Raw genomic sequence first — 13,915 nt, 5'->3', positions numbered from 1 at the left:
GCCGCCGCGTGGCGGCGGATTCAGTCTTTGTTGTCCTTGCCGGCCAGGATGTGCTGGTCGATCAGATCGCACAGGCAGTGTATGACCAGCAGGTGCACTTCCTGTATCCGGGCGGTTGAATTCGCCGGCACCCGGAGTTCCACGTCCTGCTGCTCCAGCAGGCCGCTCATCGTTCCCCCGTCGCGTCCGCACAGGGCGATCACCTTCATGCCGCGCTCATGGGCCGCCTCGACTGCATCGTTCACGTTCGCCGAGTTGCCGCTGGTACTGATCGCGAGCAGCACGTCGCCCTTGCGCCCGAGCGCGCGCACCTGTTTGGAAAACACCTGGGTGTAGTCGTAGTCGTTGGCGATCGATGTCAGCGTGGAGCTGTCCGTGGTCAGGGCGACCGCGGGCAGGCCGGGGCGCTCCATCTCAAAACGGTTGAGCAGTTCCGAAGAAAAATGCTGGGCGTCGCCCGCCGAGCCGCCGTTTCCGCAACTGAGGATCTTGCCTTCTCCCTCAAGGCACTCGATCATGACGGCGGCCGCCTGTTCGATCGGTTCCGCCAGTTGCGTGAGCGATCGTTGTTTGGTTTCTATGCTCGCCATGAAATGCTGGCGAATACGTTCTTGTGCACTCATTCGTTCGAATCCTGTGGGTTCTATGCAAACGCATCCCTGACCCATTCCGGTTCGGAACGGTCCGAGAAGGCAATCACGTCGAAACGGGCGGCGGCCTGCGGCGCATGATGCTGAAGATAGTGTAACGCGGCAGCGCGCAAGCGCGCCTGCTTGGCGGAGTCGACACTGACCGCCGCGCCCCCGTAACGTGGATTGCGGCGCTGGCGCACCTCGACAAAAACCACCTGCTCGCCATCACTCATGACCAAGTCTATCTCGCCCTGGCGGGTTCGATAGTTGCGCGTCAACAGGCGCAGGCCGCGGGTTTCGAGATAGCGGTATGCCTCGTCTTCGATGGCGCTGCCGGCACGCTGGCTCGGTGACGGGCTCACGGCTGGCCGTTGCTGCGGTCCGTTGGAATGGGTGCGTTGTCCTCTTCATCCTGCGCGGGCTGTTCCTGGGCGGCACCGGCCAGCTTGGGGCGACCGCCGACGAAATGTGCCCACTGCAGTTCGCGGTGCAGGCGATGCTGCGGATCCATGTGCAGGTTTCCGGTCAGTCCGGAGAAATGCTCATAGTTCTGTTTCGCAAGCCGTTTCAGATAGGGGATGACATCGTAGGCATCGACACCGAGCGCCACTAGGCGCGGGAACTGAGTGTCTGCACGGGGCAGCAGCCTGTCCAGTTTCTGATGCAACGCATGCAGGCCGGCATTCTGGCCCGGCAGCACCCAGGGGATGTCGCAGAACTCCAGCCCGTTGAGGTCGCGGTCGGCCTGGGGATCGGGCACGCCGGCATAGGCGTGGGAGGTCGCGTACACCGGCAGGCCGATGGCGTGGTGAAACTTGATCTGGGGGCGCAACAGGCGGGCGTTGCGCGGTGCGCCGGCGATGAAGACCATGTCGATATCCTGGCGCCGACGCGGTTCGAACTTGGGCGCCACGTGAATGGTGGCCACCAGCTGCGCATAGCGGGTTCTGCTCTGGTCGATGTTGAACGCGCGGCGGATCTGCCGGGAATAGTCGGCACTGTTCGGGTCGTAGTATTCGGTGGCGAGCACCGAGCCGCCCAGGGCTTCGAAGCGTTGGGTGAACGCCTGGGCGAGACGCTGCCCCCATTCGGTCTGGGGTACGAGGACCACCGCCTTGTCATGTCCTTCGATAGAGGCGCGTTCGGCGACCTGGCGGGCCTCGTCCTCCGGCATGAGGCCGAACTGATAAAGATTGGATATGGGGCTGCCGGAGGTGTCACCCTGGCTGGCGTAGTTCAGGGAAAGCACCGGTACGTCGAGGGTGCCCATGGCGGCGAGGGAATCGACGGCGTCGCGGTCGAGCGGGCCGATGACGAAATCGGCGCCGTCCTGTATGGCTTGCCGGTATTTGGTGACGGCGTTGCTCGGGTCGCTGCCCGTGTCGTAGATCTGGATCGCTGGCTTGCTGTTCTGGGGGTTGGACCGGTAGTAGGCGGCCAGAATGCCGTCCAGTACGGCTTCCGACACATGCTGGTACTTGCCGGAGAGCGGCAGCAGGACGGCGATGCGCTGCGGATAGGTTTCGAGTTCCTTCCACTGTGCCTGGAGCTCGCCCGTGATCAGGGGGCTGGCCGGGTGACCGGGGTTTTCCTGCGCCCACAGCGCCAGCTGTTTCTGCAGCGCGCTCAGTTGCGGGGGCGCCGTCTTGCTGATGTAGGCGAGTTCCAGCCAGCCGCGCAATTCACCGCTGGGCGTCTGCGCCGTCCAGTTGAGCAGGTCCTGGGCGGTTGCCCCGGCGAGCAGCTTCCAGATAGCCTTGCGGTCTGCTTCCAGCTGGTCGGCGGGCAGCCGTTTTTCCAGTTCGATGCGGGTCTGTACCGCGGCCAGCACCTGCTGGGCCATCGCCTGGGCGCGCGCCGTGGTATCCAGGATACGGGTTTGCGTGTCGGCAGGCTGGTTGGGACTGACCTGCGGGATGACGTTGAGAGCCGCCAGGGGATGGTGATCGAGCAATTCGAGTTCGGCTTCGAGCAGGCGTTTGTCGATCAGCTGCGCTGGCGTCAGGCGCTTTTCGTCGATCTTGCTCAGATACAGGTGGGCGAGATCGCTGGTTTGGGGCGTCAGGGCCGCGGAAACGGCCTTGAGTTGCAGGTTCTCGCGTTCGGGTGAGCGCGCCTGGTCGGCGAGGCTCATGTACATTTTTGCGGCCTGTTCGGCATAACCCTGCGCCGCCAGCCGCTGCGCCTGTTCGGCGGTGCTGGGCCCGGCGCCCGGGCGCGGCGCCATGCCGGCGCAGGAGGCGAGCAGTAACGAGGTCAGGACAATGAGGAAGCCGCGCTGCAGCGGACGGAGGATGATCATAAGTATCGATACGTATGCATGCGGGTTGAGCGCCACGGATTGTTCCGGCGTCGAGACGACGCAGTATCTTGAACGTCGCCGGGGGTGTCAATGAAGTCCGGAACCTTGTACGTCGTGGCGACGCCGATCGGCAACCTCGGCGATATCACGTCCCGCGCGCTGGAGGTGCTCGAAGCCGTCGATCTGGTGGCCGCCGAGGACACCCGGGTCAGCGGGCGGTTGCTGAAGCATTTCGGGGTGAAGACCCCGTTGCTCTCGGTGCACGAGCACAACGAGCAGGCCCGGATCGAGGCGTTGCTCGGGCGTCTGGAGCAAGGCGAATCGATCGCCCTGATCAGTGATGCGGGTACGCCTCTGGTCAGTGACCCGGGTTATCGTCTGGTGCGTGCGACGCGTGCGGCGGGCTTCCAGGTGGTGCCCATCCCCGGGGCGAGCGCGCTGCTGGCCGCGCTGAGTGCGGCCGGTTTGCCCACCGACCGGTTTGTCTTCGAAGGGTTTTTGCCGCCCAAGCCGGCGGCGCGCCGTCAGCATCTGCAGGGCCTGGCGCGGGAGCAGCGCACCCTGGTGTTCTACGAATCCGCTCACCGGCTGTTGGCCAGTGTTGGCGATATGGCGCAGGAGCTGGGACCGGCGCGGCGTGCGGTGCTGGCACGGGAACTCACCAAACTGCACGAAGAGTTTCACGGAGATACGCTGGGAAATCTGGGGGCGTGGATCCAGGCCGACGCCAATCGACAGCGTGGCGAGTTCGTTATACTGGTCGCAGGGGCGGATGAGGCCGGCGTCGCCGAAGAGGCGCTCGATCCGGATGTGGTGCTGGCGACGTTGCTGGACGAACTGCCGGTCAAGCAGGCCGTACGTATTGCGGCCAGGCTGACGAGCGTGGCGCGCAACGATCTCTACCAGCGGGCCCTGAAGATGCAGCAGCAGAAGGATGGCGCTCCCTAGGGGACTCGAACCCCTGTTTCCGCCGTGAGAGGGCAGCGTCCTAGACCACTAGACGAAGGGAGCGTCGGGTTGGCTATTATAGCGAGCCCCGTCTCCCAGGCAAGGAAATCGACGGGTTGATACAACAACCAGGACACCTCCCGGGAGTAGGCATGGCCGAGAACCACGATAAGGATTTCGAGGAAGGGCGCAAGTTCTTCGAATTCGGAAATTTTGAGGTCGCGGAGGATTTTTTCAGCGAATTGGTCGAGGAGGTCGCCCCCGGCGATCCCCGGTGGGCGCTTTATCGTTCCTGGTTGGGGCTTACCCGTGCCATGCAGAATGACCGGGGTGGGTTGGTGCTGTGCCGCCTTGCGGTGAAGGAAGGGGGTACAGGCCCCGAGTTGCATCACAATCTGGCGCGTGCCGAACGCAAGTTCGGCAACGTCAGCAAGGCGTTACGGGTGATCGAGGAAGGCTTGTCGGCCTATCCCGACGATCCGCCGCTGCTGGACCTGTTGCAGCGCTATGATCGGCGCCGGCCGTTGTCCATCAGTTGGCTGAGGCGGGATCATCCCTTGAACCGATGGCTGGGTGTGGTCAGTTTCCGCTGGCACCGGTATCAGCGTAAAAAGAGGCAGGTCGAGTAAACCACCCTGTGGTATCTTACTTATCCACAGGAGCCGGTCAGGCAGTCGCTGCACCTTCGGGTGTGGAGGAAAGTCCGGGCTCCACAGGGCAGGGTGCCAGGTAACGCCTGGGCGGCGCGAGCCGACGGAAAGTGCAACAGAGAGCAGACCGCCGATGGCCCGTCAGGGTACAGGCAAGGGTGAAAGGGTGCGGTAAGAGCGCACCGCGCGGGTGGCAACACGCCGCGGCACGGTAAACCCCACCCGGAGCAAGGCCGAATAGGGACGCTATGGTGTGGCCCGCACCGCGTCCGGGTAGGCTGCTTGAGGTCGGCAGAGATGCCGATCCCAGATGAATGGCTGTCCACGACAGAACCCGGCTTATCGACCGGCTCCTGATTTTTTATGTACACCTGCTTATGAATATATGTAATCCGCCGGCATGGATTCCCTGCCGGCGCCTTGGCTATACCTCAAGTAATTTCTAGCTTCTGCTCTCAACCCGCTGATTGTTAATACCCTCAGCCAGGTTTGGACTGGATATTTCCCACCTGTAGATGTTTCGCTAAGTCGTTGTCATACAAACAACTTTTACATATTTCTTCCTTGACAGCGCAGGGAATTGCTTCCTATAGTGTGGCGAAGTGGGGAAAAGTGGGGATCGGTGGGGAAATTACCCCGGGTGAGCTGAGCGATGGTTTTTCGCGGCGTCAACAACCTGAACCTGGATGCCAAGGGGCGGCTGGCCATGCCCGCGCGCTACCGTGAGCAGCTGGCCGACACCTGTGGCGGCAACCTCGTCGTGACGGTCGACCCCGACCGTTGCCTGCTGATCTATCCGCTTCCCGAGTGGCTGCAGATCGAACAAAAAATCATGTCGCTGCCCAACATGAACCGTCAGGTGCGCGCCCTGCAGCGCTTGATGCAGGGGCATGCGACCGAGGTCGAATTCGACGCCCAGGGGCGCATCCTGTTGCCGGCCGCACTACGTGAATACGCCGGCCTGGAGAAGCGTGCGGTCCTGGTCGGTCAGGGAAACAAGTTTGAGTTGTGGGACGAAGAGACCTGGAACGCGCAGCGTGAGCAGGTTCTGGGCAGCGAAGCTGACGAGCTGAACGACGCGCTCGCGACCTTATCGATCTGATGGCGCGCGAGGCGCATTTGCCGGTCATGCCCGCCGAGGTGCTGGAAGCACTGAGGCCGGAAGGGAACGGGGTGTTTATCGACGGCACCTTCGGCAGGGGCGGCCATGCGCAGCTGATATTGGAGCGCCTGGGGTCGGCGGGCCGGGTGATCGGAATCGACCAGGATCCGGAGGCGGTGGCGGAAGGCGAGCGACTGGCGTCGGAGGACAAACGGTTTGTAATCGAGCGGGGGTCGTTTGAGATGCTGGCTCGGGTGGCGCGAAAACATGACTGTTTGGGCAGGGTCGCGGGCATTCTCCTCGACCTGGGGGTTTCCTCGCCCCAACTGGACGAGCCCCTACGGGGCTTTAGTTTTATTCAGGACGGCCCGCTCGACATGCGCATGGACCCCGACCGTGGCCCGAGTGCGGCGGACTGGCTTAATACCGCCCCGGAGCGCGAGATCGCCGATGTGCTGTGGCGTTACGGTGAGGAGCGTTATTCGCGACGCATTGCGCGCAACGTGGTTCAGGCCCGGACGACCACGCCGCTGACGCGGACCCGCCAGCTGGCCGACCTGATCCGGCGTTCAGTGCCGCGTCCGGACCCGCACAAGCATCCGGCCACGCGCAGCTTTCAGGCGATTCGCATATTCATCAACGCCGAACTGCAGGCGCTCGAGGCCACTTTGCCGCAGGCGCTGGAGGTGTTGGCCATTGGCGGTCGGCTGGCGGTGATCAGTTTTCACTCGCTGGAAGACCGGATCGTCAAACGGTTCATGCGCGATGCATCGCGACCGCCCCAGGCCCCGCGCGGATTGCCGGTGCCGCAGGCCGCAGAGGTCGTGCCCTTGCGTCTGTGCGGCAAGGCGCGACGGGCGAGCGAAGACGAGATCGCCCGCAATCCCCGTGCCCGCAGTGCGGTGCTGCGGGTCGCGGAGCGTGCGGCATGAGCCCGAAGTGGCAATTGGCCGCCGCCGGTTTGTTGTACGCCGGCTGCGTAGCCAGCGCGCTGGGGGTGGTGGTGAGTCAGTACGAGAGTCGCCAGGCCTTCGCGCAGCTGCAGCAACTGAACAAGGCGCGTGATCGATTGAACGTGGAATGGGGACGCCTGCTGCTCGAACAGAGCACCTGGGCCACCCACGGTTATATCGAAAAGCGGGCCCGTGAGGAGCTGCACATGGAGCTCCCGAAACAAAAGCGGATGGTGGTGGTGAGCCAGTGAGTCAAGGCGCAGCGACAAGCAGCTACCGGGGACGGCGTGTGCTGGTCCTGGTGTTCTTTGCGACCGGGATGGTCGCATTGATCGTGCGCGCCTTCGATCTGCAGGTCGTGGAACGGCATTTTCTGCAGCAGCAGGGCGATGCACGGCATCTGCGCGTGGTGACGATGCCGGCGCACCGCGGCATGATCACCGATCGCAACGGCGAGCCGCTGGCGATCAGCACGCCCGTGGATGCCGTCTGGGCCAACCCCCAGGAAACGCTCGCCGCCCGTAAGCAGTTGCCGAAGCTCGCCAAGCTGCTCGGCATGAAGTACGGCGAGCTTTACCGGCGGCTGAGCGATTTCTCGACTCGCGAATTTGTTTATCTCAGGCGGCAGGTGCCGCCCGATCTCGCCCGCCGGGTCATGGATCTGGGCGTGCCCGGCGTTGCGCTGCAGCGCGAATATCGCCGCTATTACCCGCTGGGTGAGGTGGCCGGCCATGTGCTGGGCTTTACCAATATCGACGACCATGGCCAGGAAGGGCTAGAGCTCGCCTACGAGCACTGGCTGAGCGGAACGCCCGGCGCCAAGGAGGTGGTGCGCGATCGGCTGGGTCACGTGGTCGAGGAGGTGCGCCAGCTGAAGGCGCCGCACCCCGGCCGCGATCTGCGCATCAGCATCGACCGTCGTATCCAGTATCTGGCCTACCGTGAACTGAAAAAGGCGGTGCTGGCCGATCAGGCCCTGTCGGGCTCGGTGGTGGTGATGGACCCGCGTACCGGCGAGGTGCTGGCCATGGCCAACCAGCCGTCCTTCAATCCCAACAATCGTGACGACCTGGTCAGCCGATACTATCGCAACCGTGCGGTGACCGACGTGTTCGAGCCGGGTTCGACCATCAAGCCGTTCACCGTGGCGGCCGCGCTGCAAAGCGGGGCGGTGAATCCGTTGATCAAGATCAACACCTCTCCCGGCTACATCCGCGTGCAGGGCTATACCATCCGCGACGACCGTAATCTCGGCACGGTCGACCTCAAGACACTGCTCGAGAAGTCGAGCAACGTCGGGGCCACGAAGCTGGCGTTGATGATGAAGCCCGAAGACCAGTGGGCCATGCTGTCGCGCGTCGGCTTCGGCCATACGACCGGCAGCGGGTTTCCCGGCGAGCGCAGCGGCGTGCTGACCAGTTACCAGCGCTGGGGTGACGCCGATCGTGCCTCGGCCGCTTACGGTTACGGTCTGTCGGTGACGGCGCTGCAACTGGCCGATGCCTATTGCGTGCTCGCCGACGACGGCGTGCGCCATCCGGCGACGTTTTTGCCGGTGGGCAAGGATCATCCCAATCCCGGCGAGCGGGTGATGCGGGCTGGCATCGCGAAGCGCATCGATCGTTACTTGGAAGCGGTCGTCAGTCCGGTCGGCACGGCCTATGCCGCGCGGGTCGAGGGCTACCGGGTGGCCGGCAAGACCGGCACGGCGCACAAACCGGGCGAGAGCGGCTACGCGCGCGACCGGTATTTCGCCGTGTTCGCCGGTCTGGCGCCGGCGGAGGATCCCCGGCTGGTCGTGGTCGTGGTCATCAATCAGCCGAGCCGGGGCAAGTATTACGGCGGGCAGGTTGCGGCGCCGGTGTTCTCACACATCATGGCCGGCTCGCTGCGCATCCTGAACGTGCCGCCGGACAATCTGCCCAAGAACGTCATCAAGGTCGAGGCGCATCCGAATGGCCCGGGAGGTGCGGCTTGATGGCCGCGCGTCGTACCACCCGGCCCGTGCATACGCTGGCCGCATTGCTGCGCGGGGTGGCGTCGGTCGAATCACGCTACCAGGATGTCGCCGTGGCGGGCCTCGCCTTGGACAGCCGCGGTGTGGAGCCGGGTTACGTTTTCCTGGCCTGTCAGGGATTACATGCCCACGGCCTGACGTTCGCCGCCGAGGCGATTCAGCGCGGTGCCGCCGCCATCGTGTACGAGGCCGTGGACGGATTGCAGCCGCTGCCCGCCGACATTCCCGTGATCGCGGTACCGGGGCTCGGTCAGCGGGTGGGTGAGATCGCGGACCGGTTTTTCGAGCATCCCTCGCGGGCGATGACCGTCATCGGCATCACGGGTACCGACGGCAAGTCGTCCATCAGTCATTTTCTGGCCCAGGCACTGGATCTCGAGCGGGCGCGCTGCGGCGTGATCGGTACCCTGGGGTACGGTCTTTACGGCGAGTTGGAATCCGGAACGCATACCACGCCCGATGCGGTGCGCGTCCATCATGAACTGCGCCGGTTTGTCGACCGGGGAGCGCGCTGGACCAGCATGGAGGTTTCCTCGCATGCCCTCGAACAGGGGCGCGTCAGCGGGGTGGATTTCGACATCGCCCTGCTCAGCAACCTGACTCGCGATCACCTCGACTATCACGGCAGCCATGCCGCCTATGCCGATGCCAAGCGCCGGCTGTTCCACTGGCCGGGGCTGCGTCATGCCGTATTGAATCTCGACGATGCCTTCGGGCGTGCCCTGTATTCGGAGCTCGACGGTCAGGTGGACCGCGTGGGTTACGGATTGGAAGCATCCGCCGGCGATAACGCCGTGCGTGCCGTGGATATTCTCTACGGCCCTCAGGGATTCAGCGGCCGCGTGGAGACGCCCTGGGGCACTGGCGAATTTCAGGCGCCGCTGCTGGGACGCTTCAACGTCTACAACCTGCTGGCGGTGCTGTCGACCCTGCTGGCGCTGGGGGTCGAGCTCAATGACGCCCTGGAGCGCCTGTCGCACACGCGCAGCATTCCGGGACGCATGGAGGCCTTCGGTGGCGGGGCGGGCCAGCCACTGGTGGTGGTGGACTACGCCCACACGCCGGGTGCATTGGCCGCGGTGCTGGAAAGCCTGCGCCCGCTGGCCGAGGGGCGCCTGATTTGCGTGTTCGGCTGCGGCGGTGACCGGGATCGCGGCAAGCGGGCCGAGATGGGCGCCGTCGCAGCCAGGCTGGCCGATGCGGTAATCGTCACCGACGACAATCCACGCCATGAATCCCCCCAGCTCATCGTGGACGAGATCCTGGCGGGCATCACGGGCGATACGCCCGTTGAGGTTGAGCACGACCGGGCTATGGCGATCGCCCGGGCCGTTGCGGACGCAGGCGCTGGCGATGTGGTGCTGGTGGCCGGCAAGGGGCACGAGATTTATCAGCAATACGGTGCGACGCGACGGCCGTTCAGCGACCGCGAGCAAGTGAGTGCGTGTCTGGAGGTCTCCGCATGAGCTGGCTCACCACCGCCGAGATCGCGGCGCTCGCACAGGGTGAGCTGGTGGGTGCCGACGTGCCTGTCGACGGCGTGTCCACCGACAGCCGGCGTTGCGAGGTGCACCAATTGTTCATCGCGCTGCACGGGGATCGTTTTGATGCCCACGACTTCATCGACGGCGGCCTGCAGGCCGCCGCCGTATTGGTCGCCCGGCGCGTGGAGACCGATCTGCCGCAAATCGTCGTTGACGACACCCGTCTCGGTCTGGGGCGTCTGGCCGCGGGCTGGCGCAGCCGGCTGCATATGCCGGTGATTGCGCTTACCGGTAGCAACGGCAAGACCACGGTCAAGGAAATGATCGGCGCTATTCTGGCCACGCGCGGTCGGGTGCTGGTGACCGCCGGCAATCTCAACAACGACATCGGCATGCCGCTGACCCTGCTCGAGGCGCGGCCGTTCCACGACTACGTGGTGCTGGAAATGGGCGCCAACCATTTCGGCGAGATCGCCTATCTGACCCGTATCGCACGGCCGGACGTGGCGCTGATCACCAATGCCGGACCCGCTCATCTCGAGGGGTTCGGCGATGTGGCCGGCGTCGCGCGAGCCAAGGGCGAGATCTTCCAGGGGCTGACGCGCGACGGCGTGGCGGTCATCAACGCGGACGACGCCTATGCCGAGCAATGGCTGGCGCAGAACCGGGGCCGCAGGATCGTGCGCTTCGGGCTGACGCGGCCGGCCGACGTGCATGCCGCCTGGGCGGGAGACGGTATGCCCTTGCATATCGAGACGGCGCAGGGCGGCTGCGAGGTGCGCCTGCCCTTGCCGGGACGGCACAACGCCATGAACGCGCTTGCGGCATCTGCGGCCACCCTGGCGGTGGACGCCACGATCGAGAACGTCCGCACGGGATTGTCCGGCCTGACCAGTGTGCACGGCAGACTGGAGGTGCTGGCCGGGCCCGGCGGCCTGCGGCTGATCGACGACAGCTATAACGCCAATCCCGCCTCGGTCCAGGCCGCCATCCAGTATCTGGCTGCGCTGTCGGGGCCGCGTACCCTGGCGCTGGGGGATATGGCCGAATTGGGTGATGCCGGCGAGCAGCTGCACCAGCGCGTCGGCCAGACGGCGCGCGAGTCAGGCATTGAACGCTTGTATGCAGTCGGTCCCCTCAGCCGCCATGCGGTGGAGGCCTTCGGGTCCGGCGCCAGACATTTCGATGACATCCGGCAACTGATCGAGGCGTTGCAGGTGGAGCTTGCCCCCGGTGAGGCCTTGCTGGTCAAGGGCTCGCGCAGCATGCGCATGGAACAGGTGGTGGAGGCATTGCTGGGACGCACCAAAGAAACCCATCAGGGGCGTAACCATGCTGCTTAGCCTGTTCGACTATCTCGGCCATTACTACCGAGCCTTCAATGTCTTTCAGTATCTGACATTGCGGGCGATTCTCGGCGTCCTGACCGCGCTGGTGATCGCCTTTATCGTCGGACCGGGCATGATCCGCCGCCTGACCCGCTACAAGATCGGACAGCAGATTCGTACCGACGGGCCGCAAACGCATCTTTCCAAGGCAGGCACGCCGACCATGGGCGGTGCCCTGATCCTGATCGCGGTGGCCATCAGCACCCTGCTGTGGTCCGACCTCGCGAACCGTTTCGTATGGATCGTGTTCGGCGTGACCCTGTTGTTCGGGCTCGTCGGCGGCGTGGACGACTATCTCAAACTGCGCTATGGCAACTCGCGGGGCCTGTCGGCGCGTGCCAAATATTTCTGGCAATCGGTGATCGCCCTGGCGGCGGCGCTCATTCTTTATGCGACAGCGCAGGTGCCCGCGGAGACGGTGCTGATCGTGCCGTTTTTCAAGCACGTGCTGCTGCCGCTCGGCTGGGGATACATCGTGCTGACCTATTTCGTGATCGTCGGTTCGAGCAATGCGGTGAACCTGACCGATGGCCTGGACGGCCTGGCCATCATGCCCACCGTCATGGTGGCGGCCGCTCTGGGCGTGTTCGCCTACGCCACCGGCAACTTCAATTACGCCCATTACCTCGGCATTCCCTATGTCCCCGGCGTGGGTGAGGTGGTGGTGTTCTGCAGTGCGCTGGTAGGTGCCGGGCTGGGTTTTCTGTGGTTCAACACCTATCCGGCCCAGGTCTTCATGGGCGATGTCGGGGCGCTGGCGCTGGGCGCCGCGCTCGGCGTGGTCGCCGTGGTGGTGCGCCAGGAACTGGTGCTGCTGATCATGGGCGGGGTGTTCGTGATGGAAACCGTCTCGGTCATCCTGCAGGTCGCCTCCTTCAAGCTGACCGGACGGCGCATATTCCGCATGGCGCCCCTGCATCACCACTTCGAACTCAAGGGCTGGCCCGAGCCCAGGGTCATCGTACGGTTCTGGATCGTGACGGTGATCCTGGTTCTGCTCGGCCTGGCGACATTGAAACTGCGGTGACGCGATGACGGCGACGGCACTCGACATGACGCACGCGATCAACACCCTCATCATCGGTCTCGGAGAGACCGGACTGTCGGTGGCCCGCTATCTGGCCGGGCAGGGGGTGGCGTTCGCCGTGGCCGACTCGCGTCAGGTGCCGCCGCTGCTCGAACGTTTCGAAGCGGCGTATCCGGATGCACCCGTCTATTGCGGCGATTTCGATGCGGCGAACTTCACCGGCTACGGACAACTGATCGTGAGCCCAGGCGTGGCGGTCAGCGAACCGGCCATCCGGGCGGCTGCGGGCGCCGGCGCCGAGGTGCTGGGCGACATCGAGCTCTTCGCCCGGGCGGCACAGGCGCCCGTGATCGCGATCACGGGCTCGAACGGCAAGAGCACGGTCACCACCCTGGTCGGCGAGATGGCGCGCAAGGCAGATCTGGTTGTCGGCATGGGCGGCAACCTGGGTACGCCAGCGCTCGACCTGCTGAGCGACGAGATCGAGCTGTATGTCCTGGAGCTTCCAGCTTCCAGTTGGAGACCACTCAAAGCCTGGCGCCGCGCGCCGCGGTGGTGCTGAACGTGAGCCCCGATCACCTGGACCGTTATGCCGACGTGCCGGCCTATGCGGCCGCCAAGGGCCGCATCTACCACCACGCCGAACATGCCATCGTGAATCGGGAGGACAAGGTCGCCGCCGCGTTGGCGCCGGCATCCGCCGTGAGCTTCGGCCTCGATGCGCCGACCGACGGCAATTACGGCGTTCGGGAGGCCGACGGAGAATCCTGGCTGGCCTGCGGCGAAACCCTGCTGCTGCCGGCGCGCGAGTTGCGTATGGCAGGCCGTCACAACCTCGCCAACGCCCTGGCAGCGCTGGCGCTCGGCGAGGCGGCGGGCCTGCCGCGGACCATCATGCTGGACACGCTGAAGGACTTTGCCGGCCTGCCTCATCGCTGCGAACGCGTGGCGCAAATCGACGGCGTGGACTGGATCAACGATTCCAAGGGCACCAATCTCGGCGCCACTTTGGCAGCGCTGGCGGGGATGCCGGGCAAGGTGGTGCTGCTGGCCGGCGGATTGGGGAAGGGGCAGGACTTCACGCCGCTGCAGTCGGCGTTGCGCCGCAAGGGGCGGGCGCTGGTGTTGTTCGGCCGCGATGCGGGACTGATCGACGCCGCCGTGCACGGCGTGGTGCCCACCGTTCACGTCGGGTCGCTGGAAGCGGCGGTCGATGCCGCGGCATCGCTGGCGCAGCGTGGCGACACCGTGTTGCTGTCTCCCGCGTGCGCGAGCTTCGACATGTTCCGGGGCTACGAGCAGCGCGGCGAGATGTTCATGGAACTGGTGCGAAGGAGGGTGCAATGAGCATACAGGCAACCCGTAAGGACGATGCCAGCCTGACGCCCGTCATCCGGCGCGTGGACCTGCCG

General features: G+C 64.9%; 12 protein-coding genes, 1 tRNA gene, 1 other RNA gene and 1 pseudogene. 11 read left to right on the top strand and 4 right to left on the bottom strand.

Features of this window, described 5'->3' with window-relative positions:
* Positions 1 to 20: 20 nt before the first annotated feature.
* From P8Y64_04190 to P8Y64_04180, 3 genes are read right to left on the bottom strand one after another with little or no spacing between them, the layout of a single operon-like run.
* Positions 21 to 623, bottom strand: coding sequence for a phosphoheptose isomerase (locus tag P8Y64_04190; GenBank protein MEJ2059667.1), 603 nt, complete (start codon positions 621 to 623; stop codon positions 21 to 23).
* A gap of 20 nt (positions 624 to 643) precedes the next feature.
* Positions 644 to 994 (bottom strand): YraN family protein, encoded by a 351-nt coding sequence (locus P8Y64_04185; protein ID MEJ2059666.1) that lies wholly within the window; start codon positions 992 to 994, stop codon positions 644 to 646.
* Complete coding sequence (locus P8Y64_04180; protein ID MEJ2059665.1) at positions 991 to 2,934, bottom strand: penicillin-binding protein activator; 1,944 nt, start codon at positions 2,932 to 2,934, stop codon at positions 991 to 993. The genes P8Y64_04185 and P8Y64_04180 overlap by 4 nt, the downstream gene beginning before the upstream one ends.
* A gap of 90 nt (positions 2,935 to 3,024) precedes the next feature.
* Here P8Y64_04180 and rsmI point away from each other — a divergent pair, with 90 nt between their 5' ends.
* Positions 3,025 to 3,882 carry a 16S rRNA (cytidine(1402)-2'-O)-methyltransferase gene (gene rsmI / locus P8Y64_04175; protein MEJ2059664.1) on the top strand — a complete coding sequence of 286 codons (858 nt, stop codon included), beginning with the start codon at positions 3,025 to 3,027 and terminating at the stop codon, positions 3,880 to 3,882.
* Here the strand turns inward: rsmI and P8Y64_04170 are convergent.
* Positions 3,870 to 3,945: transfer RNA gene (locus P8Y64_04170), tRNA-Glu, on the bottom strand. The two genes, rsmI and P8Y64_04170, sit on opposite strands and share 13 nt — an antisense overlap.
* Positions 3,946 to 4,034: 89 nt before the next feature.
* Here P8Y64_04170 and P8Y64_04165 point away from each other — a divergent pair.
* The 10 genes and pseudogenes from P8Y64_04165 (at position 4,035) to murD (ending at position 13,850) form a co-directional block, all read left to right on the top strand.
* Positions 4,035 to 4,511, top strand: coding sequence for a hypothetical protein (locus P8Y64_04165; GenBank protein ID MEJ2059663.1), 477 nt, complete (start codon positions 4,035 to 4,037; stop codon positions 4,509 to 4,511).
* Between the two features lie 29 nt (positions 4,512 to 4,540).
* An RNA gene (gene rnpB, locus P8Y64_04160) (RNase P RNA component class A) lies at positions 4,541 to 4,890 on the top strand.
* Positions 4,891 to 5,184: 294 nt separating this feature from the next.
* The gene (mraZ, locus tag P8Y64_04155) at positions 5,185 to 5,634 is read left to right on the top strand and encodes a division/cell wall cluster transcriptional repressor MraZ (protein MEJ2059662.1); all 450 of its coding nucleotides are present in this window, start codon (positions 5,185 to 5,187) and stop codon (positions 5,632 to 5,634) included.
* Positions 5,634 to 6,566, top strand: a complete 933-nt coding sequence (gene rsmH / locus P8Y64_04150) for a 16S rRNA (cytosine(1402)-N(4))-methyltransferase RsmH (protein ID MEJ2059661.1) — start codon at positions 5,634 to 5,636, stop codon at positions 6,564 to 6,566. Before mraZ ends, rsmH begins: the two co-directional genes overlap by 1 nt.
* Complete coding sequence (ftsL, locus tag P8Y64_04145) at positions 6,563 to 6,838, top strand: cell division protein FtsL (GenBank protein ID MEJ2059660.1); 276 nt, start codon at positions 6,563 to 6,565, stop codon at positions 6,836 to 6,838. The genes rsmH and ftsL overlap by 4 nt, the downstream gene beginning before the upstream one ends.
* 68 nt (positions 6,839 to 6,906) lie before the next feature.
* Positions 6,907 to 8,565, top strand: a complete 1,659-nt coding sequence (locus P8Y64_04140; protein MEJ2059659.1) for a penicillin-binding transpeptidase domain-containing protein — start codon at positions 6,907 to 6,909, stop codon at positions 8,563 to 8,565.
* Complete coding sequence (locus P8Y64_04135; GenBank protein MEJ2059658.1) at positions 8,565 to 10,070, top strand: UDP-N-acetylmuramoyl-L-alanyl-D-glutamate--2,6-diaminopimelate ligase; 1,506 nt, start codon at positions 8,565 to 8,567, stop codon at positions 10,068 to 10,070. Before P8Y64_04140 ends, P8Y64_04135 begins: the two co-directional genes overlap by 1 nt.
* Entirely contained in the window at positions 10,067 to 11,431 is a 1,365-nt protein-coding gene (gene murF, locus P8Y64_04130) for a UDP-N-acetylmuramoyl-tripeptide--D-alanyl-D-alanine ligase (protein ID MEJ2059657.1), read from the top strand. Before P8Y64_04135 ends, murF begins: the two co-directional genes overlap by 4 nt.
* The gene (gene mraY / locus P8Y64_04125; GenBank protein ID MEJ2059656.1) at positions 11,421 to 12,503 is read left to right on the top strand and encodes a phospho-N-acetylmuramoyl-pentapeptide-transferase; all 1,083 of its coding nucleotides are present in this window, start codon (positions 11,421 to 11,423) and stop codon (positions 12,501 to 12,503) included. The genes murF and mraY overlap by 11 nt, the downstream gene beginning before the upstream one ends.
* A 25-nt stretch (positions 12,504 to 12,528) precedes the next feature.
* Positions 12,529 to 13,850, top strand: a pseudogene (gene murD, locus P8Y64_04120) (UDP-N-acetylmuramoyl-L-alanine--D-glutamate ligase).
* Positions 13,851 to 13,915 lie beyond the last annotated feature (65 nt).

It is taken from the genome of Gammaproteobacteria bacterium (genome assembly GCA_037388465.1).
In the GTDB taxonomy this organism is placed as follows: Bacteria; Pseudomonadota; Gammaproteobacteria; order SpSt-1174; family SpSt-1174; genus JARRKE01.
The sequence above is the reverse complement of the archived record's forward strand: the minus strand, read 5'-3'. Positions and strand labels throughout refer to the sequence as shown.

Coding starts and splice junctions, on each gene's coding strand:
- P8Y64_04190 (MEJ2059667.1), bottom strand. CDS start 623: ATGAGTGCACAAGAACGTATTCGCCAGCATTTCATGGCGAGCATAGAA.
- P8Y64_04180 (MEJ2059665.1), bottom strand. CDS start 2,934: ATGATCATCCTCCGTCCGCTGCAGCGCGGCTTCCTCATTGTCCTGACC.
- rsmI (MEJ2059664.1), top strand. CDS start 3,025: ATGAAGTCCGGAACCTTGTACGTCGTGGCGACGCCGATCGGCAACCTC.
- P8Y64_04165 (MEJ2059663.1), top strand. CDS start 4,035: ATGGCCGAGAACCACGATAAGGATTTCGAGGAAGGGCGCAAGTTCTTC.
- mraZ (MEJ2059662.1), top strand. CDS start 5,185: ATGGTTTTTCGCGGCGTCAACAACCTGAACCTGGATGCCAAGGGGCGG.
- rsmH (MEJ2059661.1), top strand. CDS start 5,634: ATGGCGCGCGAGGCGCATTTGCCGGTCATGCCCGCCGAGGTGCTGGAA.
- ftsL (MEJ2059660.1), top strand. CDS start 6,563: ATGAGCCCGAAGTGGCAATTGGCCGCCGCCGGTTTGTTGTACGCCGGC.
- P8Y64_04140 (MEJ2059659.1), top strand. CDS start 6,907: ATGGTCGCATTGATCGTGCGCGCCTTCGATCTGCAGGTCGTGGAACGG.
- P8Y64_04135 (MEJ2059658.1), top strand. CDS start 8,565: ATGGCCGCGCGTCGTACCACCCGGCCCGTGCATACGCTGGCCGCATTG.
- murF (MEJ2059657.1), top strand. CDS start 10,067: ATGAGCTGGCTCACCACCGCCGAGATCGCGGCGCTCGCACAGGGTGAG.
- mraY (MEJ2059656.1), top strand. CDS start 11,421: ATGCTGCTTAGCCTGTTCGACTATCTCGGCCATTACTACCGAGCCTTC.